This is a genomic window from Pseudoduganella umbonata (genome assembly GCF_014192225.1).
GTDB lineage: Bacteria > Pseudomonadota > Gammaproteobacteria > Burkholderiales > Burkholderiaceae_D > Rugamonas > Rugamonas umbonata.
Genome location: NZ_JACHXS010000008.1, coordinates 229,910 through 254,137, shown reverse-complemented (window position 1 = coordinate 254,137; position 24,228 = coordinate 229,910). Strand labels below are relative to the sequence as shown.

Genomic DNA, 24,228 nt, shown 5'->3' with positions numbered 1-24,228 from the left:
GCCGGCCGCAGAATGGGGCGATGGGCGGTCGCTGCCGGGGCGCTGGTACTGATTCAGGACACTAGCCGAACAGGTCTTCCCTGCGGCTGATGCGCAGGAAGATCACCAGCAGCCCGAGCAGCAGCATCGACGCCATGCCCGGTTCGGGAACGGTGGGCGGCACGTCGACCTTGGCGGGCACGATGGGGACGACGGGCAGGACAGGAAGGGCAGGGATGGCAGGCAGGTCGGCAGCCGCCATCGGCGCCGGCACCGGCGCCGGCACCGTATCGGCAGGGCGCACCAGCGGCCGGCTGCCGGCCCACGGCGCGCCGTCGCGGTACGGGCCGGACAGCGCCTCGCCGGTAAAGTACCAGCCTTGCGTTACGTCGTGCAGGTCCGCCATGTGCCAGGTGGCGAAAACGGTAACGGAGTCGGGCGCCGCACTGACGGTGGCGGTGCCGAGGGCGGAAACGGTTGCGAAGGCGATTGCACAAAGGATTTTCATCATGGTCCCGTCCGGCTTGAGCCATGCTATTTAAGCACAACCCGGCATGGTTCGTAGCGGAATGATAACGATTCCCTGAAAACAGACGGCGAGAATGCCCGGTGCCACGAGGAGGTGTCATAATGCATGTCGGAGGAATTTCGCAAAATGATCAAGTATTTAGGCACCAAAAAAACCGATCACGGCGGGACGCTCTATGTCTTCCTCATCAACGGGCAGGAAAAGCATGTGAGCGAAAGCGCCTTGAAGCAGTATCCGGGCTGCTACGAAGCGCTGCCGGAATCGGCCAAGGCCAGGATCGCCGCCAACCGCAAATGGCTGCAAAAGCTGTAGGCAACGCCGGTCGGGCCGCTGTTACGCCAATCCCGCGGCCGCTGCCGGGATCGCCAACCACAGCATCGGATGCGCCGTTCTCCGGCGCCTTGTTCGAGTGCTTGTTCGCGTCCCCGCATCCTTCGCTAGAGCATCCTTCGCTAGAGCATCCCTTGCCACAGCATTCTTCGCTACCTTCGCCGCTGCGTTCCATCTTCCGTTGGGCCCTGCTGTTCGTCGTACTTCTCGCCATCGCCCAGCCGCTGCAGGCGAAAGTACCCAGCCATTTCGGCGTGGTGCTGGGCAACGGCCTGCTGTGCCGCGACCAGACGTCGAACCGTTATTATTTCGACTACATGGTGCGCTGGTTCGGACAGCCCTACAAGCGCGAGGGGGGCGCCTGGTGGTTTCGCACGCCCGAGGCGAAGCTGTGGGGCTTCGCGGTGCGCGAAGTGATCGTCAGCGACGAAACCTTCCCCTACCGTTTCGTCGGCGCCGTGGCCGACACCACGCCGGACAAGCTGGCCGCGGCGATCACCCGGCGCGATGGCCTGCGCTATGCGAAAATCACGGGTTCCGCGACACCGGTGCGGGAAACCTCCACCGGCGGGCGCATCGCCTACGCGGACACCCGCTCCAAGATCTACTGCGCCAAGTTCAAACCGCTGCCGCCCGCGCTGCGCTGACCGACGATTCATGTACACGCGATTTTTCAACCTGACCCGCAGCCCGTTCTCCATCGCGCCCGACCCGCGCTACCTGTACATGAGCGAGCGCCATCGCGAAGCGCTGGCGCACCTGCTGTACGGCGTGGGCAGCGGCGGCGGCTTCGTGCTGCTGACGGGCGAGATCGGCGCCGGCAAGACCACCGTGTGCCGCTGCTTCATCGAGCAGGTGCCGGAGGGCTGCCAGCTGGCCTACATCTTCAACCCGAAATTGTCGGTCGAGGAACTGCTGCAATCGGTGTGCGACGAATTCCGCATCGCGTTGCCGGCGGGAGCGGCCACCGTCAAGCATTACGTGGATGCGATCAACCGGCACCTGCTGGAGAGCCACGCGCGCGGTGCGAACAGCGTGCTCGTCATCGACGAGGCGCAGAACCTGTCGGCCGCCGTGCTGGAGCAGCTGCGGCTGCTGACGAATCTCGAGACGAGCGAGCGCAAGCTGCTGCAGGTCATCCTGATCGGCCAGCCGGAGCTGCGCACGATGCTGGCGCGGCCCGAACTGGAACAGCTGGCGCAGCGCGTGATCGCGCGCTACCACCTCGGTTCCCTGAGTGCCGCCGAGACGGGGCAATATATTGCCCACCGGCTGGCCGTGGCGGGGCTGGCCGGGCCATCGCCATTCCCGGCCGATGCAACGCGTTTGATCCATGCGCTGACGCACGGCGTACCGCGGCGCATCAACCTGCTGTGCGACCGTGCGCTGCTTGGGGCCTATGTGGAAAACAAGGCGCAGGTCACGCGCAGGATCGTGCGCCGCGCTGCCCGGGAGGTGTTCGGCGCGACCAGTCCGGCGGTGCGCCCGCGCTGGCAGCTGGTGGCCGGCGGCGTGCTGGCCGGCGCGGTGCTGACCGCCGCCGCGGCATGGCAACTGGCGCCGCGACAGCCCGCGCCGCAGGCCGCATCGTCATCCGCTACGATGCCAGCGCCGGTAGCGGCAACGCCTGCTGCCGCGCAGGCTGGCACAGTTCGGGAAACCGGCAGCGAGGCGACGCTGCGCCGCCTGGCTGCGCTGTGGGGCGTGGCGCTGAAGGAAGGAGCGGGCGACGCCTGCGCCGAAGCGCCGCGGCACAACCTGCGCTGCCTGGTGACGCGCGGCACGCTCGACGACGTGCGGCTGCTGGATCGCCCGGCGATGCTGACGCTGAACGACGATCCGGCCACGCCGACCCATGCGCTGCTGGTGGCGCTCGGGGAGCGCGACGCCACGCTCGACATCGGCGGCCGGCGCCATGCCGTCACGCGGGCGGCCCTGGACAACCGCTACGACGGTACCTTCACCACGTTCTGGCGCGCGCCACCCGGCTGGCGGGAGCAGGTGGCGTCCGGCAACCGCGGTCCGCAGGTGGACTGGCTGGCGCGGCGGCTGGCCCGGCAGGCCGGCGCCGCGCGGCCAGAGGACGGCGCACCGCTCGATGGCGAAACGCTGCGCCGGCTGCGCGACTTCCAGGCGGCCCAGCAATTGAAGGCGGACGGCGTGGCCGGTCCGAAAACATTTATACGGCTGAGCTTGATAAGCGATGCCGGCATACCGAACCCGGAGCCCCGGCTGGTGCCCGCGGCCGGGGGAAAGTGACATGTCCTATATTCTCGAAGCGTTGAAAAAGGCGCAGGCCGAACGGCAACTGGGGGAAACGCCGGGCATCCATGCGCACGTGCCCGACGTCGCGGCCAGCGCGGGTGCGCCGCTGCGCAAGCCGCTCGCCGCGGTCGTTGCGGCGATGGCGGCCGTCATCGTCGTGCTGGCCGTCGTGGTGTGGCGGCAGGCGGCAACGCCGGTGCAACCCGTGGTGGTGGCGCAGCCGCAGGCACGCGCGGCGGTCGCTCCGGTAGTTCCTGCCGAGCGCGCGCCGGCTCCCGCACCAGCGGCGGCCCAGGCTCCTGTACCGGCGCCGGCATCGACTCCGGCACCGGCGCCCACAGCGACGCCCGCACCGGCGCCTGCGCCCCGGGTTCCAATCGAAACGCCCCCGGCGCCTGTCGCGGTGAAAGCGCCGGAACCCGTCGTCCGCGATGAGGCGCCGCCACAGGCCAGCGCCGCGCCGAAGTCCGGCGAGTCGCCGCGCGAGGAACCGGTACAGGCACTGCGCGACCTGCCCGAGCCGATCCGCCGCGCGATCCCGCCAGTGGCGATGAGCGGCTACATGTACTCGCCGAATCCGGCCGACCGCCTGGTGCTGATCGACAAGGTGTTGCGCCGCGAGGGCGATGAAGTGGCACCCGGGCTGGTGCTGGAGCGGCTGGAACCGAAAGGGGCCGTGTTCGCATTCCGGGGTTACCGGTACCGCATGCCTTACTGAGGTGGTTTTGCCAGGCGAGGGGCGCGCACGATTGCCACGTCATCGTGCCGTCATCTTCGACCGGCATATTTGCATTATCGACAACTCCACGGGACGATCCCATGAAGCTTTCCATTCTGCATGCGTTGCCCCTGCTGGCCGCCGCGGCGCCTGTGCGCGCAGCTTACCTGCCCGACAGTGCCGCTTCCGAACCGGGCGTGCTGGTCGTCATACTGGCCTGCGTCGGACTGATCTGCCTGATGAGCAAGGGCGGCGGCGACGGCCCGTTCCGGCCCGACCAGTAAGGGCTACTACACGGCCGCGCGGACTTTCTTCCTGGCGGCCGCACGGACCTGTTCCACGCACCTGTTCCCGGGACCCGTTCCCCTATAATGCCTCCATTCTGACAGGAGCAAGAATGGAGCACACACCTGCCGCCGCGGCGCCGGTGATCGGCATTGTCGGCCGGTCGGGCAGCGGCAAGACCACGCTGCTGGAGTACCTCATCGGCCAGTTGGCCGAACGGGGCCGCAAGGTCAATGTCATCAAGCACAGCCATCACGACCTGGAGCTGGAACCGCCCGGCAAGGACAGCGCCCGGCTACGGCGCGCCGGTGCGGCCGAGGTCATGGTCGCGTCGCCTTTCCGGTTTGCGATCGTGCGCGAATTGCGCGGCGCGCCGGAACCGTCCCTGGACGAACAGCTGGCCCGACTGGCGCCGGCCGACCTGACGCTGGTCGAAGGCTTCAAGTCCTATCCGATCGACAAGCTGGAAATCCACCGCGGTGTCGGTGACAAGGGACCGCTGTATCCGAACGACGCGCACATCGTCGCCGTGGCGTCCACGCTGCCGCGCCCAGCCGGCCTGGCGCCGCACGTCGACTGGCTCGATCTCGACGATCGCGATGCCATCCTGGCATGGCTGCTGAAGAAAATGCCGCCGGTGGCGTAACGAAGACGTCATGGATGTCGATGAAGCCCTCAAGTTTGCCGTGACTCTTCCGTAAACCATGGATATGCGGGAAAGTTCAGCCTCACCGCGAGGCACAGTGGAGGAAACATGGACGCAATGAGCATTGCCCGGCTGTCGACGACGATCGCCGAGACCGGTACCAGGCAGGACGTCAGCATGGCGGTTTTGAAGAAGGCGATGGATGTGCAGGCGTCGTCCGCCGCCGCGCTGATCGATGCGCTGCCGGCGGCGCAGAGCGCGCCCAACCTGCCACCGCACCTGGGCAACCGGATCAATACCACGGCTTGAGCGCGTCCCCGAGCGCGCTGACCCGCTGCTCCTCGTGAGCCGCGGGTTTTTTTATTGCCAAAACCGGGGTCAGACCCCATGGTTTGGAAACTATTCGCTAGAATCGGCGGGTTAGACTGACTGGAGTAACGATGAACAAGGCAGCAATGATCGCGGCGGCACTGGCCGCCACGTGCGCGGCGGGTGCCGCGCAGGCGCAGATGGGTGGCGGGCCGGACAAGGAAAAGTGCTATGGCGTGGCGAAAGCCGGCCAGAACGATTGCGGGTCGTCGGACGGGGCCCACGGCTGCGCGTCGATGGCGCGTACCGACAACGCCCCCACCGAATGGAAGTGGGTGGCCAAGGGTACCTGCGAAAAACTGGGCGGCAAGACCACGCCGCCAGCCCCGGCCAAGTAAGGCAATGGCCGCCGCGGCCACGCTCGCCGGCGTAGGGCTGCGCACGCCGCACTACCGCGATTTCCTCGAAGGCCGGCCGCGCGCCGGCTGGCTCGAGGTGCATACCGAGAACTACCTGGGAGAAGGCGGGCGGGACCTGCAGGTGCTGCAGCGCCTGCGGCGCGATTATCCCGTCAGCCTGCATGGCGTGGGCCTTGGCCTGGGCTCGGCCCACGGCTGCGTGCCGGGCCACCTGGAACGCATCCGCGGACTGGTCGACCGCATCGATCCATTCCTCGTTTCCGAACACCTGAGCTGGGGCGCCGTGCCCGGCCGGCACTTGCACGACCTGCTGCCGCTGACGCTGGATGACGCCACGCTCGACCTCGTGGCCGCCCGCGTGGCGCGCATGCAGGATGTGCTGAAGCGGCAGATTCTCGTCGAGAATGTGTCGGCCTATGTGCGCTTTTCCGCCGATACGATGAGCGAAGCGCAATTCCTGGCCGCGCTGGCACGCCGCACCGGCTGCGGCCTCGTGCTCGACATGAATAACCTGTACGTCAACCAGTGCAACCACGGCGAGGATGTCCATGCCGCGCTGGCAGCCATCGCACCGGGGCTGGTCGGCGAATTTCACCTGGGCGGCCACTTGGCGACCCCGGATGTCGTCATCGATCACCATGGCGCGGCGATCGCCGAACCGGTGTGGCGCCTGTACGAAGCGGCGCTGGCCCGTTTCGGTGCCGTTCCCACGCTGGTCGAATGGGATGCCGGCGTGCCGCCGCTGGACATGCTGCTGGCCGAGGCGGACAAGGCTTCCGCGCTGCTGGAGAAGGCCGCGGCATCCAGCCAGGCCGTATGCGTCCGGCCGGTGCCGCCGCAAGAGCCGATGCAGCAGCCGGCGCAAGAGAATGCACCGGACAGCGTGTCGTTGGCGGCCTTGCAGCAGGCTTTCGCCACCGCCCTGTTGTCGGCCGAAGGGGAGCGGACACTGGCCAGTGCGTTGCGGCCCGCACCCCTGGCATCCCGGCTGGCAGTCTATCGCGGCAACCTGGCCGGCAGCTGGCACCGCGCGCTGGCGGGAGCCTTTCCCGTCATCGCCCAACTGGTCGGCGACGATTTCCTGGCCGCGCTGGCCCGCGAGTACGGCACGCAGCACGGAAGCGAGAGCGCCGACCTGAATGAGTTCGGTACCGGCTTCGCGGCCTTCCTCGACGGTTTCCCGCATGTGGCCGACCTGCCGTACCTGCCCGACATGGCGCGCCTGGAATGGCTGCTGCACCGTGCGTACTACGCCGCCGATGCCGAGCCGCTGGGCCCGGCTGCGCTGGCGCACCTGGCACCGGCGGCGTTCGAGCAGGCGCGGTTCGTGCCGCATCCGGCCGCGGCCGTCTTCGCATCGCGCTGGGCCGTGGTGCCGCTATGGCAAGCCCATCAGCCGGACAGCGGCGTGCCTTTCCCGAACGATATTGCGCAGCCTTCGCATGGATTGGTGCACCGGCCCGGCTGGAAACCGGACGTCCTGGTGCTGCATGAAGGCGCGTATCGCGCACTGGCGGCGCTGGAGCAGGGCGCACCGGTTGGCGCGGCGCTCGATGCGGCGCTGGCGGTGGATGCGGATTTCGACCTGGCGCCCCGGCTGGGACAGTGGATGGCGCATGCCGCGTTCGCGGCACTGCGCACAGATAACAATTCAGTGGAAAGCGCGTAACAGCCGGGCTTCGCCGGTCCTGTCGTCATGGCGGATGCTGGCTTCGTGCGTGGCGGCGATCATGCGTTCGAGCTGGGCATCCTCGATGCGCTGCAATTCTTCGGTCGCGGCGGCCAGTGTCTGGGCCAGCTTGTCGCGCGCCGCCCGGTAAGCCCCGTCACGCGCGCTGTCGGTGCAATGCAACAGGTCTTCGGCATTGTCGATCACTTGCTGTAAATCGCTGATCAGCCGATGCTGGATCGGGGGCGTCGGCGTATCCGGCTGGGCGTTCGATTGCGCATCGAACCGCGGATCCGGATGCGCGTTGGACTGCGAGCCGAACTGCGCGTTGGACTGCGAGCCGAACTGCGCGTTGGATTGTGAGCCGAACTGCGCATTGGATTGCGAGCCGAACTGCGAGTTGGATTGAGAGCCGAACTTCGGCGGTTCAGGGTGTCGGGTGGGATCGAAATGGTCCATGCGCGCTCCGGATAGGTGGATTTCCTGCCCTAAATCCTGTCCACTATATCCGCCAAGGTGGTGCAGGGTTTGCGGCAGATTAAGCCCCGCCGGAACCCGCCTGACCCCGCACGGCAATGCGTACGTCGCCGACAGTGACCACCTGGCCGGTGCGGATCTTGGCGGTCTTGCGCAATTCCTGCTTGCCATCCACCCGTACATCGCCGCTGGCCACGATCTGCTTGCCGGCGCCGCCGCTGTCGCACAAGCCGACAACCTTCAGCAGCTGGTTCAGTTCGATGAATTCCGACGTTAATTCAAAATCTACTTTTTGCATTTTATCCTCATTCTTGTAAGACCGGCAATTATTATCGACTTATTAAGTTCGCCGTTGAATAATGTCCGGTCCTTGTGGCCGGGTCAGCCCTTGGCCCCCGGCCGTGTCATCGCCAGCGGCACGATCCACGCGTCGAACTGCTCGGCCGTCACGAAGCCGAGCGCGAGCGCGGCTTCCTTCAGCGTGGTGCCTTCATGCTGCGCCTTCTTGGCAATCTGGGCGGCGCGATCATACCCGATGTGCGGCGCCAGTGCCGTCACCAGCATCAGCGAGCGCTCCATCAGTTCGCCGATGCGTGCGCGGTCCGGTTCGATGCCGCGAGCGCAATGCTCGTCGAAGCTGCGCATGCCGTCGGCCAGCAGCCGCGCGCTTTGCAGGAAGTTATGGGCGATCAGCGGCTTGTAGACGTTCAGCTCGAAGTTGCCGGAGGCGCCGCCGATACTGATCGCCACATCGTTGCCGAACACTTGCGCGCACAGCATCGTCAGGGCTTCGCACTGCGTGGGATTGACCTTGCCCGGCATGATCGAGCTGCCCGGTTCGTTTTCCGGGATGGTGATCTCGCCCAGGCCGGAGCGGGGGCCGGAAGCCATCCACCGCACGTCGTTGGCGATCTTGAACAGGCTCGTTGCCAGCGTCTTCAGTGCGCCGTGCGCCGCTACCAGCGCTTCGTGGCCGGCCAGTGCGGCGAACTTGTTGGCGGCGCTCTGGAACGGCAACTGCAGGCGCTGGGCCAGCTCGGCGGCAATGCGCGTGGCGTATTCCGGATGCGCATTCAGGCCGGTGCCGACGGCGGTGCCGCCCGCGGCCAGCTGGAGCACGGCGGGCAGCGCATGCTCGATCGCGCGTTCGGCGTAGTCGAGCTGCGCCACGTAGCCGGAGAATTCCTGGCCCAGCGTGAGCGGCGTGGCATCCTGCAAGTGGGTGCGGCCGATCTTGACGATGTCGGCAAAGGCCTGGGCCTTGCCGGCCAGCGTGGCGCGCAGCTGGTGCAGCGCCGGCACCACGTCCCGGGCCAGTGCGACGGCGGCCGCCACGTGCATCGCGGTGGGGAAGATGTCGTTCGACGACTGGCCCTTGTTGACGTCGTCGTTCGGATGCAGCTTGCGCTCTTCGCCGCGGACACCGCCCAGCAGTTCGGAGCCGCGGTTCGCCAGTACCTCGTTCATGTTCATGTTCGACTGGGTACCGGAGCCGGTTTGCCAAACCGACAACGGGAACTCGCCGGCGTGCTTGCCTTCCAGCACCTCGTCGGCGGCGCGCACGATCGCATCGGCCTTGGTGGCATCGAGCACGCCGAGGTCGACATTGACGCGCGCCGCCGCCCGCTTCACGCTGGCCAGCGCCGCGATCAGCTCGGGTGCCATTTTTTCGGTGGAGATATGGAAGTGATGGAGCGAGCGCTGCGTCTGCGCGCCCCACAGCTGGTTTGCCGGCACCTCGATCGGGCCAAAACTGTCGCGTTCGGTTCTACTGTCCATGGCATCCTCGGGAAAAGTGATGCATCGAGTGTAACCCACCGATGAATTTCGGTTTGAGGACTCAATAACAGGAAATTTCCGCCGTTAAACACTTACGTCACGGAAATTTTCGCTAGTGAGCTCAACATGTCGTTCCTGCTTCGTTCTTCCCGCCTGGCCGTGCTGGCGCTGGCTGCCGCCACCGGTGCCCATGCCGCCGAGCTCGGCGATGCGTCGGTGCGCTCCCACAGCGGGCAGCCGCTGTCGGCCGATATCGAGCTGACCGACCTGACGGCGCAGGAACTGGCCGACCTGCAAGTGCGCCTGGCCCGGCCCGATGTGTTCCAGGGCGCCAATGTCAAGATGAACCCGGCACTGGCCGGCGCCCAGATTACCGTCGCGCGGCGTGACAGCCGCCGGGTGCTGCAGGTGACCACCAGCGCGCCGGTGCAGGCGGAGGTGTTGCACCTGTATTTCCAGCTGGTTTCCGGCGGCAGGGAACGCGTGCGGGGCGTGACGTTGTGGCTGTCGCCAGCGCCCGCATCCCCACCCATACCCACACCCACACCGACGTCCTCGTCCGCGCCGGCAGCCTTGGCTGCTGCGCCCGCGCCGGCACCCTCTGCGGTTGCCATTGCCGCCGAGCGTCCTGCCAGGCCGGTCGCCCGGCTGGTCGCCACCGCATCGCCCGGCACGGAAGCAACGGCAAAAGAGCGCGAACTGCTCGGTGCCGTCGAGCGGGCGATCGCTTCCCGTGGCGGAAAGATCGAACCTGCCGCGCCGGCGAGTTCCCGGCCAGCCGCCGGCGCGCGGGATGTGCGCAAGGAAGCCTTGAAATATGCGTCCACGGCCGACGATTTCAGGCGCCAGGCCAGGCCGGGCAAGCCCGCGGTGGCGGTAACGGAAGCGGAAGCAAGGCCATCCCCAAAGCAGGAAACCGGTCCGCAGGCCGGCCAGGAAGCAAGGCAAACGGCCGCGGTGGAGAAAAAGACACCGCAACCCTCGTTCCTGCCATCGCGGGCCGAACTGGCCGAAGCGGCGCGGGCGACCAAGGCCAGCGTGGAAGCCGCCACCCAACCGGCGGCCCAGCCGAAGGTCGTGAAGGCAGTGGAAACGGCGCCGCGAGCCGGAAGCGGCGCCAAGCCTGCCGGTGGAACGGACGATCCGGCGATGCTGAACAAGCTCGCCGAACTGGAAGGCAAGCTGAAGTCGCTGCAGGCCCAGCTGGCTATGACGACACAGGCCGGCGCTGTCCGCGTCACCGTACCGGTGCCAGGCAACGCGAATACGGCGCCGGTGGCTGCGCCATCCGCCCATCACGCCACTGCAACGGTAAAGACTCCGGATGCGATGACGGTAGCGGCAGCGGCTGCGCAGCCGGTACGCGCCGCCGCATCCGCCGCGACACCAACGGCTACGGCCGCTGCTCCCGCCACCGTGCCGGCCCAGGCTTCCGTCGTTGCGCCGGCTGTTGCCGATGGCACCACGACGGAAGCCGCGCCCCGGGCGCAAACTGGTGGCGAAGCGGCGGTCGCCCCGCTCCCGGAACCGGAAATCAAGCCGCAGGAAAAAAAGGAAGCCGCGCCGCCGCCGCCGGAGCCGAAAAAGGAAATCAAGATCTCCCGGCCCAAACTGCTGACGTTCCTGTTCGCCGGCAGTCTCGTGCTGCTGGTGATCTTTGGTGTGATCGTGCACTTCATCCGCAAGGCCAAACTGAAGCGCAGCCCGATCGTGCGGCAGAGCTGGAGCCGCGAAGACGATGACATCCCGGCAAGGGTCGAGCCCGCGATCGCGCCCGCGGGCCAGCCGGAGAGCAGGGCGGCCTGATGCAGAGGTTGCAAGCACAGTGAAAATTGCTTGAAAAACAGACGGTCCGGTGCGTCCCTATTTACGGACCCGCTGTCAGGCGCACGTTGAACGTTGCCTGGAAAATAGGGTCCGTCCCCATTTTTCAGGCAACAAAACGCAGGCAACAAAAAAGCGCCCCGCGGGGCGCTTTTCATTTTTGGAGGTGATTCAGCCGTTCAGCCGGCCCATCCATGGTTCGGTCACGTCGCGGATCGCCCGGTCGTTGGCCATGATCTGCTTCAGCAGGTCGATCTTGCGCTGGCGCGCGCTGCCTTCCAGTGCCGGCATGCCGCCGAGCGTGCCGACCGATTGCGCGGCGCACTGGTTCTCGAGACGGTCCAGCGTGTTCCAGTCGCTGACCTGGGCCGCCACGACCATCTTGCTGGTCAGGCCGGCAATATTTTCATACATCGAGAGAACTTCGGTCGAGGTCATGGCGCCCACTTATGAATTCGTAATCGTGATCGGAGTACTGCTTGTCATGATTTACGTCAGGGGCGGACGAAACTTTAGGCCTTTTTGAAAAATAATATGTAAAGAGTTTCAGGCATTACCCGCAAGACAAGACTAGTTATTTCATCATCTCGTCCAGTCCGGCCGTCAGCTCGTCGAGCGGCGGCATGTCGTCGATGACGCTCGCATCCAGACCGAGCACGTCGCCCACCGCCTGCGGGAAATGCTCGGCCAGTTCGGCATTGTCGCCGGCACGGACGCGCCAGGCGGCAATGTGGACGATGGCGGCCAGCCGGTCCACGGCGCCGCGGTCGAGCGGCGCGGGGAAGGCCGCGATCGCATCGGAGAACACGGCGGGAAACTGCCAGCGCCGGGCCAGCTCTGCGCCCACGTCGGCATACGTAAAGCCCAGGGCATCGCGTTCGACGGCCAGGCGGCGCTCGTCGAGCGGTGGGGCGACGGCATCCAGCGCCACGGCCTTCTCGGGCATTGCCGAGTGGATCACCAGCTGCCCGATGGCGTGCATCATGCCGATCATGAACGCCAGCTCGCCGTTGTCGCGTGTTTTCTTCGCGATCCATTTGGCGGCCACGGCCGTGCGCATGCTGTGGCGCCAGAAGTCACCCAGGTCGAGTCCGGTAACGGACTTGAAGCCATTGACGAGCCCGGAACTGATGACGAGCGTGCGCACCGCCACGAAACCCAGCATCAGCACCGCATCCTCGACGGTGCCGATGCTGCGCGACAGGTTGTAATACGCCGAGTTCGCCAGGCGCAGCAGCTTGGCGCTCAGCACCGGGTCGAGCGATACCTTGCGCGCGATGTCCTCGGTGGACGCGGATGCCTTGTCGAAGCTGGCCACCAGTTCCTGCACGACCCTGGGCGCCGTCGGCAGCGCGGCGGGTTGGTCGAACAATTCTTGCAGTGTCATCGCGGTGGCCTCCAAATGTGTTGCTGTAAGTGAACTATAACGGATTTTTCATTTAGCCGAGCGCTTTCCGCACCGTGCGTTTCGGCCTTGCTTCAGCAGGCTAGCCGCGATTTCCGCAGTCTGTCGCACAAAGCTCGTCACGGAAAGGGCGCATGGCTACAGTGCAGGCTGGCGTACCACGCCAAAAAAATCGTTCACAACAGACAAAACAAGGGACTTTATGCAAGCCTTCCGAGTACTGCGCCGCCCGCCGCGGACGAGCACCCTCGCCGTGGCGCTGTGCGCCGCACTGACCATGATGAGCGCCAATGCGCAGCAGCCTGCGCCGCTGAATGTCCAAGGCGAACATAGAACCGCCGCGGTGCTGCCCGGCGACGATTTCTACACGTTCGCCAACGGCCAGTGGCTGGCCGCGACCGAGATCCCCGCCGACCGCAGCGGCTGGAGCGCCGGCCAGGCGCTGGTCGAGGACACCAGCCAGCGCATCCTGCAACTGATCGACGCCGCCGGCCGCCAGCCAGGCGCGGGCGATGCGAAAAAGGTCGCCGCGTATTACGGGGCGCTGATGGATGAAGCCGGCATCGAAGGGCGCGGCACGGCGCCCCTGCGGCCGGCCCTGTCGCGGATCGCGGCAATCCGTGACAGGGCCGGCCTGACGCAGGCGCTGGGCGCCAGCCTGCGTGCCGACGTCGATCCGCTGAACGCCACCGACTTCGCCACCGAGAACCTGTTCGGCGTGTGGATCGCCCAGGGCTTCAAGGATCCCGACAATTATGTGCCTTACCTGCTGCAGGGCGGCCTCGGCATGCCGGATCGCGCGTTCTACCTGGAAGAGAACGAACGGATGAGCCGCCTGCGCACGGCGTACCAGGCGCATATCGCGGCCATGCTGAAACTGGCCGGTTTCACGGAACCGGAAGCGCGCGCGGCCCGCGTCTTCGAACTGGAGCGCAAGCTGGCGCAGGCGCATGGCCTGCGCGAAGAATCGTCCGACGTCCAGAAGGCCAACAATGTGTGGACCGACAAGGACTTCGCCGCCAGGGCTCCCGGCCTCGACTGGAAGGCCTTCTTCCAGGCCGCCGGCCTTGGCAAGCAAAGGAAATTCATCGTCTATCACCCGCGGGCCATCACCGGCGCGGCGGCGCTGGTGGCCGAAATGCCGGTGCAGACATGGCAGGACTGGCTGGCATTCCACACGATCAACCAGCACGCCGGTGCGCTGCCGAAGGCGTTCGTCGACCAGCGCTTCGATTTCTACGGCCGTACGCTGAGCGGCACGCCGCAGCTGTCGCCGCGCTGGAAGCGCAGCCTGGCGGCGCTGAACGCGGCAATGCCGGAAGCCGTGGGCAAGATGTACGTCGACAAGTATTTCCCGCCGGAGGCGAAAGCCAGGGTGCAGCAGATGGTGACGAACATCGTCAACGCCTTCCACCAGCGCATCGACCGGCTCGACTGGATGGCACCGGCCACGAAGCGCGAAGCGCACGCCAAGCTGGACGTGCTGTACGTGGGCGTGGGCTACCCTGAAAAGTGGACGACGTACGCCGGCCTGGAAGTCAAGCCGGACGATGCATTCGGCAACGCGTATCGCGCCGCCCAGTACCATTACAAGCTGGAACTGGCCAAGCTGGGTACCAAGGTCGATCCAAAGGAATGGTCGATGCCGCCGCAGCTCGTCAATGCCGTCAACATGCCGATGCAGAATGCGCTGAACTTCCCCGCCGCGATCCTGCAGCCGCCGTTCTTCGATCCGAACGGCAGCGACGCCGTCAACTACGGTGCCATCGGTTCCGTGATCGGCCACGAGATCAGTCACAGCTTCGACAATATCGGCGCCGAATTCGACTCGAAGGGCCGGCTGCGCGACTGGTGGACAAAGGCGGACCGCGACCATTTCGCCAAGGCGGCGCAGGTGCTGGTGGCGCAGTATTCGGCCTACGAGGCCTTCCCCGACCTGAAGCTCAACGGGCAACTGACGCTTGCCGAGAACCTGGCCGACCTGGCCGGCCTGGCGGCCGCGCTGGATGCCTACCATGCTTCGCTGGGCGGCAAGGGCAGCCCGGAGTCGGATCGCCAGTTCTTCCTGGGCTACGCGCAGGCGTGGCGCGACAAGTCGCGCGAGGCATCGCTGCGCAACCAGGTCGCCACGGACGAGCACGCGCCAGCACAGTGGCGTACCTACACGGTGCGCAACCTGGACGACTGGTACCAGGCATTCGACGTGCAGCCCGGCCAGAAACTGTACCTGGCACCGGAAGCACGCGTGCGGGTGTGGTGACCGGGTAATAACGCTTAGGCGAAACTTAACCTTGACCGTTGGTAGCTGATTATTTTTGCAATGTTAGGGGACGTACGGAGGGAAATAATGACTGATCGTATGATTTCTCCATCCACACGCATTACAGCGTGTGTTCAAAAGGCGGCGGACCATCGTGGTGCGCCAGCCGCAACGCATAGAGGAGCTCGATCATGAACAGCGATCAAATCAAAGGCAAGGCAAAGGAAGTCGGCGGCAAGATCCAGGAAGAAGCCGGTGAACTGGTCGGCAGCTCGAAGCAGCAGGCCAAGGGCCTGAAAAACCAGGCTGAAGGCAAGATCCAGAAGAAAGTCGGCGACGCCCGCGAAGCCGTCGAAGATACGCTGGACAACGACGTCACCATCAACCGCGGCAACCGCCAGGGCCTGTAATCACAGGTATCGGCCCAGCGCCGATGGTAAAACAGCCGCCCTCGGGCGGCTGTTTTGCTTTGGGAACGCACCAGGCAACTGGCTGGTGTCGGACATCATTCGCTTGCGAATGGTGTCGGAACCGGTATTCCCGTGAGGAGCCTGCGCTTTACTGCACCGTGTCCGGCTTCAAATGCTTGCGGAAGAACGCATCGATGCCAACCTGCACGTGCTTGCGCTGCTTGCGGTCCGATACGCCATGCTTGGCGCCCGGGTAGGTCATCAGGTCGAACTGCACGCCGCGGTTGACCAGGGCGTCGATCATCTTCGTGGTGTTGGTGAACAGCACGTTGTCGTCGGCCATGCCGTGGATCAGCAGCAGGTTCGATTTCAGGCCGTCGACGTGCGCGAACACGGTGCTGTCGGCATAGCCAGCCTTGTTCTCCGAAGGCTTGTCCATGAAGCGCTCCGTGTAGTGCGTGTCGTACAGTGCCCAGTCGGTGACGGGGGCGCCGGAAACGCCGGCGGCGATCTTGTCCGAACCCTGCGACAGCAGGCGCAGCGCCATGAAGCCGCCATAGCTCCAGCCATACACGCCGATGCGCTTCGGATCGACGAAGGCCTGCTTGCCGAGGAAGTCGATGCCGGCCAGCTGGTCTTCCACTTCCACCTTGCCCAGGTTGCGGTAGATCGCATCCGTGAACGCCCGCTCGCGGCGGCCCGAGCCGCGGTTATCGAGGCGGAACACCACGTAGCCCTGCTGCGCCATGTACATGTCGAACGGATCGCCCCACTTGCGCGACACGTACTGCGGACCCGGACCGCCGTAGGTGGACAGGTACACCGGATACTTCTTCGCCGGATCGAAGCGATAGGGCTTGATCATCGACCAGTACAGCGTCTGCCCGTCGCTGGCCTGCAGCGTGCCGTATTCCACCGGCAGGTGGTCCGACTTGTACTGGTAGTACGGGTGCGATGCATTGACCTCGTTCTTTTCCAGCCACGTCAGGATCGCGCCGTCCGGTTTGCGGATCGATACCTGCGGCGGGTTGGCCGGATCGGACCAGGTGTCGACGAACAGCTGGCCGTTGCGAGCGAACGTGGTGTCGTGCCAGCCGTCGGCCTGCGTTACGCGCACCGGCTTGTCGGCATTGCGGCCGTCCAGCGAGACCGCGTAGGTCTGCTTGTCGATGATCGCGTCCTTGTTCGACGAGAAGTACACCTTGCCCGCCTGTTCATCCACGGCCAGCAGGTTGTCGATGCCCCATTCACCCTTCGTCAGCGCATGCTTGACGTTGCCGTCCATGTCGAACAGGTACAGGTGGTTGCGGCCGGTGCGGTGCGACGACCACACGAAGCCCTTGCCGCCGGACAGGAAGCGCAGGTCGTCGTTGATGTCGGTCCACGTCTTCGCCGTTTCGGTGACGAGCACCTTCTGCGCCAGCGTGGCGGTATCGACGGCGATCAGTTCCAGTTTCTTCTGGTCGCGCGTCTGGCGCTGGAACAGCAGCTTCTTGCTGTCCGCGGAAAAATCGGCGCGCACCAGGTAGATATCCTTCTCCGCGCCCAGGTCCACGTCCTTCGTCGCGCCGGTGGCCGGATCGACGATGCGCAGTTCCACGATCGCGTTCTTGTCGCCGGCGGCCGGGTAGCGCTGCTCGATCACGTCGGTGCGGTCGGCATAGATCTCGAAGCGGCGCGCCACCGGCACCTGCGCTTCGTCGTAGCGGCGGTAGGCCACGGCCGAATCGTCCGGGGCCCAGTAGTAGCCGGTGTACTGGTGCATTTCCTCCTGCGCCACGAACTCCGCTTCGCCGTTGTGCAGCGTGCCCTTGCCATCCGTGGTCAGCGCCTTTTCCTTGCCGGTGGCCAGGTCGATCACGTACAGGTTCTGGTCGCGCACGAACGACACGTACTTGCCCTTCGGCGAGATCTTCGGATCGGTCACGTTGCCCGAGGCGACCAGTCGCGCCGCATCCGGCCTGGCGACCTCGATCAGGTACAAATTGCCGGCGATCGGCACCAGCAGGCGCTTGCCGTCCGGCGACCAGCTGTAGTTGATGATGCCTTTCAATGCCGCGGTGCGCTCGCGCTCGCGGCGCGCCTTTTCCGCATCGGACAGGTTTTCCTCGGCCACCAGCACCTTCGAGTCGACCAGGCGCCGAGTCGACTTGTCCTTCAGGTTGAACTCCCACAGGTCCATCTGGAACTGGTTGTCGGGGCGGCCGCGCAGGAACGTCACCCTGGCGCCGTCGGGCGACACCTTCAGCGCACGCACGCCGTTGCCGGCAAGCGCGGGATCGCTGTGCAGGCGGTCGAGGGTCAGGCGGTCGGCGGATGCCGTGCCGGCGGCCAGCAGGGCCAGGATACTGAGAGCGGTGCGCATGAAGGTCCCGAAATGAACGATTTGTTATAGGGTGAAAATCGCAAAACGATACCAGACTCAGCCGCCACTGGCGAGGCGCGAAAGTTCGGAAATCAGGCGTTATTGCCCACTTTCATTTGGCAACCGATGCGGGTTGCATGGCCCGCTGGCGCGACAGCCGCTGCAGGTAGGCTGTCAGCAGCACCGCGGCCACCGTCAGGCCCAGCACCAGGCCGATCCAGAAGCCGGTGGCCGACATCGGCTCGGCCGGCGCGAACGGCAGCCATTGCGGCGCCAGGCCGAGCACGCAGCCGACCGGCAGCGCTACGCCCCAGAACGCAATCAGCTGGATCACCATCGGGCCGCGCGTGACCTTGTAGCCGCGAATGGCGCACGATGCCGCCACCTGCATGGCGTCGGACAGCTGGAACAGCGCGGCGAACAGCAGTAGGTGGGCGCACATTTCCTGCACCGCCACGTCGGATGTGTAGGCGGCGGCGATCTGATGGCGGAACAGCGCGATGAACAGCGCCGACAGCACCGCGAAACCGGTCGACATCCACAGCCCGACGAACGAGGCGAAGCGGGCACGCTGCGGATTGCCTTCGCCCAGCGCCTGGCCGACGCGGGCGATCATGCCGATGCCGAACGACAGCGGCACCATGAACGTCAGCGAAGAGAAGTTCAGCGCGATCTGGTGCGCCGACACGGTGACGACGCCGAAGCGCGCCACCAGCAGGCTGACGGCGCCGAACACGCTGACCTCGGCGAAGTACGTGACGCCGATCGGCACGCCCAGCTTCAGCATGTTCCAGACCTCGGGCCAGTGCGGCCATTCCCATTTGTCGAACGGGTACGAGGCCCGGTAGGCGGAGGAAATCCTGATCCACACGACGATCGCCAGCAGGTCGAGCCAGACGACGGCGCCGGTGGCCACGGCGCAACCCAGCGCCCCCATCTTCGGGAATCCCAGGTTGCCGAACACCAGCAGCCAGTTGACGGCGATGTTGACGGCCAGGCCGATCAGCGCGATCACCATCACGGGCTTGGTCTGGTTGATGCTGGCGCTGTAGCCGTACAGCGCCCGGTAGGCGGCGAACGGCAGCAGGCCGACGCTGACGATGTGCACGAACATCGATGCGCGCGCGTTCACCTCGGGCTCGAGTTGCAGGTGGTCGAACAGCAGCGTGGCCAGGTTGGCCGCCAGCGCGGCCACGATGCCGACGCCGACCGCTTTCCACAACGCCTGCCGCACCGAGTGCGGGATCCTGTCGAACGCGCCGGCGCCCACCTGGTGCGCCACCACCGTGTTCACGGCCATCATCGTGCCGTTGACGGTAACGAGGATGATCGACCATACCGACGCGCCCAGCGACACGGCGGCCAGTTCGGCGGCGCTGGTGTGTCCTGTCATCGCCACGTCCGCCACGCCCATGCCCACGGTGGCCAGCTGGCCGATCAGGACCGGCCAGGCCAGGTGCCACAGCGCGGCGGCTTCTTTGCGGATATTGGGCAGCGTGAACGAATAGGGCATCGGTACGGTTCTGTAAGGTGGAACTTGCCATTCTACCCACAGATGGGAGAGCCATGCACTGCCCTGGTGCGTGAACGTGACGCAGTGGTTTTGTTGTAACCTGATGCCCGGCAGCAGACCACACCTTCAACGCGCGACAGGAGAGCCTATCGTGGAGTACAAGGATTACTACGCCGTGCTGGGCGTGCCGAAGACGGCGGGCGCCGACGAGATCAAGGCGGCTTACCGCAAGCTGGTGCGCAAGTACCATCCGGACGTCAGCAAGGAAGCGGACGCGGATGCCAGGACGAAGGAACTGAACGAAGCCTACGGCGTGCTGGGCGACGCGGAAAAACGGGCCGCCTACGACGAACTGGGCAAGCCGCAATACCGCCAGGCCGATGGCGGGCAGTTCCGGCCGCCGCCGGACTGGGGCTCGGGCTTCGAGTCGTTCGGCGACGCGGACAGCGATTTCTTCCAGGACCTGTTCGCCCACGTGGGCGGGGCGCGCCGGCGCGGCTTCCAGGCGCGCGGCGAAGACAGCCATGCCGTCATCGAGATCGCGCTGCGCGATGCCTACCACGGCGCCAGCCGCACGATCAGCCTGCGCGTGCCGCAGGCCGACGGCGGCGGGCGCGTGGTCACGCGCGAACGCACGCTGGACGTGACGATCCCGAAAGGCGTGACCGAGGGCCAGCAGTTGCGGCTGGCAGGGCAGGGCCAGCCGGGCAGCGGCGGGGCGGCCGCGGGCGACCTGTACCTGGAAATCCGCTTTGCCGGGGAACGCCGCTACCGCGTCGAAGGGCGCGACGTGTACCAGTCGGTGCCGGTGGCGCCGTGGGAGGCGGCGCTGGGCGCGGGCATCGAGGTGGCGACACCGTCCGGCCGCGTGTCGGTCACGGTGCCGCCGGGATCGCAGGGCGGGCGCAAGCTGCGACTGAAGGGCCGGGGCATTCCCAGCACGGCCGCCGCGCCGGCCGGCGACCTGTACCTGTTGCTGGAGATCGCGCTGCCGCCGGCGGACACGCCGCAGGCGAAGGCGCTGTACGAAAAAATGGCGCGCGAATTCAGTTTCGACCCGCGCCGCGGCTTGTAAGGGGGAGACCGCAATGGCAAGCGAACAACCGATCCGCGCCGTGCCGCTCGACGAGGCGGCGCTGACGCTCGACGAACTGGCGCGCGCCTGCGCCGTGGAACCGGGCTGGGTGGTGCAGCGGGTGCGTACCGGCATCCTGCTGGGCGGCAGCGACACCGCGCCGGAAGCCTGGCGCTTTACCAGCATCGACCTGGTGCGCGCCCGCAGCCTGCTGCGCATCGAACGCGATTTCGACGCGAACGAAGAGGTGGCGGCACTGGTGGTGGATCTGACGGAAGAGGTACGGCGGCTGCGGCGGCGCCTGCACGCCGCGGGGTTGAGTTGAGACGTTCGGGAAAACCGGTGCCGGACACCTGAACCCGGGTGTCCGGCACCAGTGCCTCATCGGCGCAGGTTTCTACCGGCGCACGTCCCGATCAACGCTGGTCTTCCGAGCCGCCCCGCGAGCCGCTACTGCCGGACTGCTTGCTGCCCAGGTCATCGATATCGTGGCCCGGTTCGCCTGGCGAGCCCTGCATGCCGAGCTGGTGGTCGGCCTGCTCGTTGTCGCTGCGGTTGTTCGGGCGTGCCTGGTTTTTCCACGTGTCCGCCTGGGCATTGCCGGACTTGTCCGACTGCTGGCTGTGGCCGCGGCTGCCCATGCCCACGCGTTCGCCGCCCATCGCATCGGCCGGCAACGCATCCAGGCTGTCGCGGTCGGCGGACTGGCTGCCGCCGCTGCCCAGCGTGGTCTGGCCGATCAGGTTCTCGCCGGACTGCTGGTTGCCCTTGCTGGAGCCTTGCATCTCGACGTTATTGCCGCCGAGTCCGCCCCGGCCCGTTTCGCCGCTTTGCGCGCCCACGTTGTGCAGGTCGCCGCCCCGTTCACCGCCCATGCCGCCGGAATGCTGGCCGCCGTGGCCGCCACCCGTACCGGCGTGCGGCTTGCCGGCGGATTGTTCCATCTGCTGCGACTGCCCGCTGCCCGGGCCGCCCTGGCGCTGCTGCTCCTTCATTTGCGACAAGCCGTTCTGGCCGGGGCCGCCCTGATTGTTGCCGGACTGCTCGGCTTGCTGATTGCCCGGTCCGCCTTGCTTGTTCGCCATCGTGCCCGAACCGCCCGGGCTGCTCGACTGCTGGCCGCCCAGCGATTCGCTGCCGCCGAAGCCGCGCTGGGCCGTGCCCGCGCCAGGCGCCGAACCGTCGTCCCCATCGCTTTGACGGGCGCCCGCGCCGGCGGTACGGCCGCTGCCGACGCCTTGATTGTCCGATTGCTGGTTACCCTTCAAGCCGCTTTCGCCGACTTCGCCGACCGATTCGCCGCCCTGCGGCGGCTGCTGTTGCTGTTGCTGCTGCCCCTTCATTTGCGACATGCCCGAATTGCCGGACCCGCCGTGCTGGTTGGCGTCGGCTCGCTTGTTGCCGGGACCGCTCTGCAGGTGTTCCGCGAGGGTGCCGGTGCCGCCGGGGCTGGTGGTCTCCTGCACGCTGCCGTAGTCCTGCCGTCCGGCGCGCTCGGCATCCGCCTGCAGGCTGCCGCCGGCACTGTGCTGGGTCGACTGCACGCCGCTGGTCGCGACCTGGTGCGGGCTGCGGCCATCGCCGACCTCGCCCGAGGTGGCCCCCGTTTGCTGGCCGCCATAGCTGTCGCGGTTTGGTGCCTGCGGGTCGGGCTGGGTGCGCGGGTCGTTGCGGATGCCGTCCTGGCCCGCCGGCGAGCCGCCCAGGTAGTCCGACTGGCCCTGCGAGCTTTGCTGGTTCTGGCCGCCCTGGTTGATGCCTTGGCCGCTCTGGCCGCCCTGCGTGCCCGATGGGGTGCCGCTGATGCCGTCCTGTGCGCCCTGGCCGCCGATTGATTGTTGCGTCATATCCATTCCTCCCGAGCTGCCGGCGACACTGCTTTGCTTGCTTGCCTCCGGATTGATGTTAGGTGCCCTGTTGACTTGCGTGGTGTCGTTGGCGGGTTCGCCCGCGGCGTGGTTGCCGCTGGCGGTGAAATAACCCGCATCTTCCGTATTCGTGAGCTGGTCCTTTTCTCTGCTCATGTCGATCTCCTGTATTTGCGGTCAGAGCGGGGCGGCCAATGGCGCGGCCCCGGCAGGCGATCATCGTAGGACGGGGGGGCGGCAGGGGGTGTCAGCGCACACGCCGCGCCGGTGTAGGAGGGTTTTAGCGAACGCTTGCGTGCCCCGGCAAGGCGTCAATACGCGCCGTGCGGGAGCGTGTAATCGATGGTCTGGATCTGCTCTTTCAGCCAGCGCCCCGCGGGGCCCAGCTGGTTGTCCGCGCGATGGATCACGTACAGCGGGTACTGCAGCGCATTGCCGTCCTGCAGGCGCAGGCGTACCAGGCGGCCTCGGGCCAGGTCTTCGGCGATCATCGCCTCGGGCATGCTGCCCCAGCCAAGCCCGCCGCGCAGCAGCGCGTGCTTCGAGTGCAGGTCGGCCAGGCGCCAGTCGCGCAGCCCCACCACGCCGAAGTCCTGCCCCGACGTCAATGGGCTGCGGTCGGTGACCACCAGCTGCAGGTGTTCGCGCAGTGCGGCCGTCGGCACCACGCCGTCCACCTGGGCCAGCGGGTGGCCGGGGGCGCAGACCGGCATCATCGTCACGTGGCCGGCCAGCTGCCGGTCGATATGGTCCGGCAGGTGCACCGGCATGCCGCTGATGCCCAGCTGGCAGCGGCCGTCCAGCACCATCTGCGCCACGCCGCCCAGCGCCTCCGTGTGCAGCCGCAGTGCCACCGTCGGGTACTCGCGCTGGAACGATTCCAGCAGTATCACCAGCACGCACATGGGGAACATCACGTCGACCACCAGGCACAGTTCCGCCTCCAGTCCCGCACCCAGGGCCCTGGCGCGGGCGCGCATGCCATCGACCTTGGCCGATACGGCGCGCGCATCGGCCAGCAGCGCCTTGCCCGCTTCGGTCAGCGTCACCTTGCGCTTGCCGCGGTCGAGCAAGGCGATGTTCAGCTGGTCTTCCAGGTTGGCGATCGTGTAGCTGATGACCGACTGCGTGCGGTGCAGCGCCCGGGCCGCGTGGGCGAAGCCGCCATGGTCGATCACCGCGATGAACACGCGCAACTGGTCGAGGGAAGGAAGGCCGGGATCTCTCATATCTAGAAAATCGATTGAATCGATTGAAATTAAGTGGATTTCGTCGATATTAATCCCGTTCTATGATGGCTGCAATTCACCACTTATCGAGGAGTTCATCATGGCAAACGTTCTGTACATCAATAGCAGCGTGCGGTCGTCCGGTTCACTGTCGCGCCAGCTGTCGGCCGAGTTCATCGCCAAATGGCAGGCAAACCACCCGTCGGACACGGTGGTCGAACGCGACCTGGCGGCTAATCCGGTGCCGCACCTGACCGAGGAAATGCTGGGCGCCTTCTTCACGCCGCCGGAAGCGCGCAATGCCGAGCAGGCTTTCACCGTGAAGCTGTCGGACAAGCTGGTCGACGAAGTGCTGGCCGCCGATGTGATCGTGATCGGCGCGCCGATGTACAACTTCTCGGTGCCGTCCGGCCTGAAGGCTTATATCGACCACATCGCCCGTGCCGGCCGCACCTTCAAGTACACGGAAACGGGCCCCGTCGGCCTGGCCGGCGGCAAGAAGGTGTACGTATTCACCGCCAGCGGCGGCGTCTATAGCGAAGGCCCGGCCGCCGGCTACGATTTCCTGGCCACCTACCTGCGCGCGGTGCTGGGCTTCCTCGGCATCACCGACATCAGCTTCATCCAGGCCGAAGGCGTGGCGCTGGGCGAGCAGGCACTGGCCGATACGCTGGCGAAAAGCCGGCAGTCGATCGACGCACTGGCCGCCGCATAAGGCAATTGCGGCCGAGCCCGTGTCACCGTGCCTGGCACCGGGACACGGGCTCGGCTATGTCACCGTGCCTGGCACCGGGACACGGGCTCGGCTATGTCTCCGTGCCTGGCAAGGGGAGTACAGCCCTGCAGGGCTGCACCGTTCCGGAGGCGCGGAGCA

At 66.4% G+C, this 24,228-nt stretch carries 25 protein-coding genes and 1 pseudogene; 16 read left to right on the top strand and 10 right to left on the bottom strand.

Annotated features, from left to right (window positions below; all coding sequences use genetic code 11):
- Positions 1 to 61 precede the first annotated feature (61 nt).
- On the bottom strand, positions 62 to 490 hold the full coding sequence (locus FHS02_RS20730; protein WP_137316528.1) for a PEP-CTERM sorting domain-containing protein: 429 nt from the start codon (positions 488 to 490) through the stop codon (positions 62 to 64).
- Positions 491 to 613: 123 nt separating this feature from the next.
- On the opposite strand from FHS02_RS20730, the gene FHS02_RS20725 reads away from it, so the two are divergent.
- The 10 genes and pseudogenes from FHS02_RS20725 to bufB all read left to right on the top strand — a co-directional run bounded on the left by FHS02_RS20725 (position 614) and on the right by bufB (position 7,149).
- On the top strand, positions 614 to 820 hold the full coding sequence (locus FHS02_RS20725) for a hypothetical protein (RefSeq protein ID WP_229422387.1): 207 nt from the start codon (positions 614 to 616) through the stop codon (positions 818 to 820).
- A gap of 152 nt (positions 821 to 972) precedes the next feature.
- A complete protein-coding gene (locus FHS02_RS20720; RefSeq protein WP_137316529.1) occupies positions 973 to 1,485 on the top strand; it encodes a hypothetical protein in 513 nt (170 codons plus the stop codon).
- Between the two features lie 10 nt (positions 1,486 to 1,495).
- Positions 1,496 to 1,999: pseudogene (locus FHS02_RS32120) on the top strand (ExeA family protein); the annotation flags it as partial.
- Between the two features lie 6 nt (positions 2,000 to 2,005).
- The gene (locus FHS02_RS20715) at positions 2,006 to 3,097 is read left to right on the top strand and encodes a peptidoglycan-binding protein (RefSeq protein WP_371870576.1); all 1,092 of its coding nucleotides are present in this window, start codon (positions 2,006 to 2,008) and stop codon (positions 3,095 to 3,097) included.
- Position 3,098: 1 nt separating this feature from the next.
- The gene (locus tag FHS02_RS20710; protein ID WP_137316531.1) at positions 3,099 to 3,821 is read left to right on the top strand and encodes a general secretion pathway protein GspB; all 723 of its coding nucleotides are present in this window, start codon (positions 3,099 to 3,101) and stop codon (positions 3,819 to 3,821) included.
- A gap of 101 nt (positions 3,822 to 3,922) precedes the next feature.
- Positions 3,923 to 4,105, top strand: coding sequence for a hypothetical protein (locus FHS02_RS20705; protein WP_137316532.1), 183 nt, complete (start codon positions 3,923 to 3,925; stop codon positions 4,103 to 4,105).
- A 113-nt stretch (positions 4,106 to 4,218) separates the two neighbouring features.
- Positions 4,219 to 4,752: a molybdopterin-guanine dinucleotide biosynthesis protein B gene (gene mobB, locus FHS02_RS20700; RefSeq protein ID WP_137316533.1), complete on the top strand. Its 534-nt coding sequence runs from the start codon at positions 4,219 to 4,221 to the stop codon at positions 4,750 to 4,752.
- Positions 4,753 to 4,860: 108 nt separating this feature from the next.
- Positions 4,861 to 5,061, top strand: coding sequence for a YjfB family protein (locus FHS02_RS20695; protein ID WP_137316534.1), 201 nt, complete (start codon positions 4,861 to 4,863; stop codon positions 5,059 to 5,061).
- 131 nt (positions 5,062 to 5,192) lie between these two features.
- Positions 5,193 to 5,459 (top strand): BufA1 family periplasmic bufferin-type metallophore, encoded by a 267-nt coding sequence (locus tag FHS02_RS20690; RefSeq protein WP_137316535.1) that lies wholly within the window; start codon positions 5,193 to 5,195, stop codon positions 5,457 to 5,459.
- Positions 5,460 to 5,463: 4 nt separating this feature from the next.
- On the top strand, positions 5,464 to 7,149 hold the full coding sequence (bufB, locus tag FHS02_RS20685; RefSeq protein WP_137316536.1) for an MNIO family bufferin maturase: 1,686 nt from the start codon (positions 5,464 to 5,466) through the stop codon (positions 7,147 to 7,149).
- Here bufB and FHS02_RS31640 read toward each other — a convergent pair.
- From FHS02_RS31640 to fumC, 3 genes are all read right to left on the bottom strand, one after another.
- Positions 7,132 to 7,608, bottom strand: a complete 477-nt coding sequence (locus FHS02_RS31640) for a DUF883 domain-containing protein (protein ID WP_229422388.1) — start codon at positions 7,606 to 7,608, stop codon at positions 7,132 to 7,134. The genes bufB and FHS02_RS31640 overlap by 18 nt on opposite strands.
- A gap of 79 nt (positions 7,609 to 7,687) precedes the next feature.
- The gene (locus FHS02_RS20675; RefSeq protein WP_137316537.1) at positions 7,688 to 7,924 is read right to left on the bottom strand and encodes an RNA-binding S4 domain-containing protein; all 237 of its coding nucleotides are present in this window, start codon (positions 7,922 to 7,924) and stop codon (positions 7,688 to 7,690) included.
- A gap of 83 nt (positions 7,925 to 8,007) precedes the next feature.
- Positions 8,008 to 9,405 (bottom strand): class II fumarate hydratase, encoded by a 1,398-nt coding sequence (gene fumC, locus FHS02_RS20670; RefSeq protein ID WP_137316538.1) that lies wholly within the window; start codon positions 9,403 to 9,405, stop codon positions 8,008 to 8,010.
- A 126-nt stretch (positions 9,406 to 9,531) separates the two neighbouring features.
- Between fumC and FHS02_RS20665 the strand changes: the two genes are divergently transcribed.
- Positions 9,532 to 11,211, top strand: coding sequence for a type IV pilus assembly protein FimV (locus tag FHS02_RS20665; protein ID WP_137316539.1), 1,680 nt, complete (start codon positions 9,532 to 9,534; stop codon positions 11,209 to 11,211).
- A 189-nt stretch (positions 11,212 to 11,400) separates the two neighbouring features.
- On the opposite strand, the gene FHS02_RS20660 is transcribed toward FHS02_RS20665, so the two are convergent.
- Positions 11,401 to 11,667 carry a flagellar protein FliT gene (locus FHS02_RS20660; RefSeq protein WP_137316540.1) on the bottom strand — a complete coding sequence of 89 codons (267 nt, stop codon included), beginning with the start codon at positions 11,665 to 11,667 and terminating at the stop codon, positions 11,401 to 11,403.
- A gap of 136 nt (positions 11,668 to 11,803) precedes the next feature.
- On the bottom strand, positions 11,804 to 12,616 hold the full coding sequence (locus FHS02_RS20655; protein ID WP_137316541.1) for an HDOD domain-containing protein: 813 nt from the start codon (positions 12,614 to 12,616) through the stop codon (positions 11,804 to 11,806).
- A gap of 220 nt (positions 12,617 to 12,836) precedes the next feature.
- Between FHS02_RS20655 and FHS02_RS20650 the strand changes: the two genes are divergently transcribed.
- Together FHS02_RS20650 and FHS02_RS20645 are read left to right on the top strand one after the other, a co-directional pair.
- Positions 12,837 to 14,894, top strand: a complete 2,058-nt coding sequence (locus FHS02_RS20650; RefSeq protein ID WP_137316542.1) for a M13 family metallopeptidase — start codon at positions 12,837 to 12,839, stop codon at positions 14,892 to 14,894.
- 191 nt (positions 14,895 to 15,085) lie between these two features.
- The gene (locus FHS02_RS20645) at positions 15,086 to 15,304 is read left to right on the top strand and encodes a CsbD family protein (RefSeq protein WP_137316543.1); all 219 of its coding nucleotides are present in this window, start codon (positions 15,086 to 15,088) and stop codon (positions 15,302 to 15,304) included.
- Positions 15,305 to 15,452: 148 nt separating this feature from the next.
- Here FHS02_RS20645 and FHS02_RS20640 read toward each other — a convergent pair whose 3' ends face one another.
- Positions 15,453 to 17,669: a S9 family peptidase gene (locus FHS02_RS20640; protein ID WP_137316544.1), complete on the bottom strand. Its 2,217-nt coding sequence runs from the start codon at positions 17,667 to 17,669 to the stop codon at positions 15,453 to 15,455.
- A gap of 112 nt (positions 17,670 to 17,781) precedes the next feature.
- Positions 17,782 to 19,182 carry an MATE family efflux transporter gene (locus FHS02_RS20635; protein ID WP_137316545.1) on the bottom strand — a complete coding sequence of 467 codons (1,401 nt, stop codon included), beginning with the start codon at positions 19,180 to 19,182 and terminating at the stop codon, positions 17,782 to 17,784.
- A gap of 151 nt (positions 19,183 to 19,333) precedes the next feature.
- Here FHS02_RS20635 and FHS02_RS20630 point away from each other — a divergent pair, with 151 nt between their 5' ends.
- Entirely contained in the window at positions 19,334 to 20,257 is a 924-nt protein-coding gene (locus FHS02_RS20630; RefSeq protein ID WP_137316546.1) for a DnaJ C-terminal domain-containing protein, read from the top strand.
- 13 nt (positions 20,258 to 20,270) lie between these two features.
- A complete protein-coding gene (locus FHS02_RS20625; RefSeq protein WP_137316547.1) occupies positions 20,271 to 20,582 on the top strand; it encodes a chaperone modulator CbpM in 312 nt (103 codons plus the stop codon).
- Between the two features lie 91 nt (positions 20,583 to 20,673).
- Here the strand turns inward: FHS02_RS20625 and FHS02_RS20620 are convergent, their stop codons facing one another.
- Together FHS02_RS20620 and FHS02_RS20615 are read right to left on the bottom strand one after the other, a co-directional pair.
- On the bottom strand, positions 20,674 to 22,281 hold the full coding sequence (locus tag FHS02_RS20620; RefSeq protein WP_137316548.1) for a hypothetical protein: 1,608 nt from the start codon (positions 22,279 to 22,281) through the stop codon (positions 20,674 to 20,676).
- Positions 22,282 to 22,436: 155 nt separating this feature from the next.
- On the bottom strand, positions 22,437 to 23,354 hold the full coding sequence (locus tag FHS02_RS20615) for a LysR family transcriptional regulator (protein ID WP_137316549.1): 918 nt from the start codon (positions 23,352 to 23,354) through the stop codon (positions 22,437 to 22,439).
- A gap of 100 nt (positions 23,355 to 23,454) precedes the next feature.
- Here FHS02_RS20615 and FHS02_RS20610 point away from each other — a divergent pair, with 100 nt between their 5' ends.
- A complete protein-coding gene (locus FHS02_RS20610; protein ID WP_137316550.1) occupies positions 23,455 to 24,069 on the top strand; it encodes an FMN-dependent NADH-azoreductase in 615 nt (204 codons plus the stop codon).
- The last annotated feature ends 159 nt before the right edge of the window (positions 24,070 to 24,228 follow it).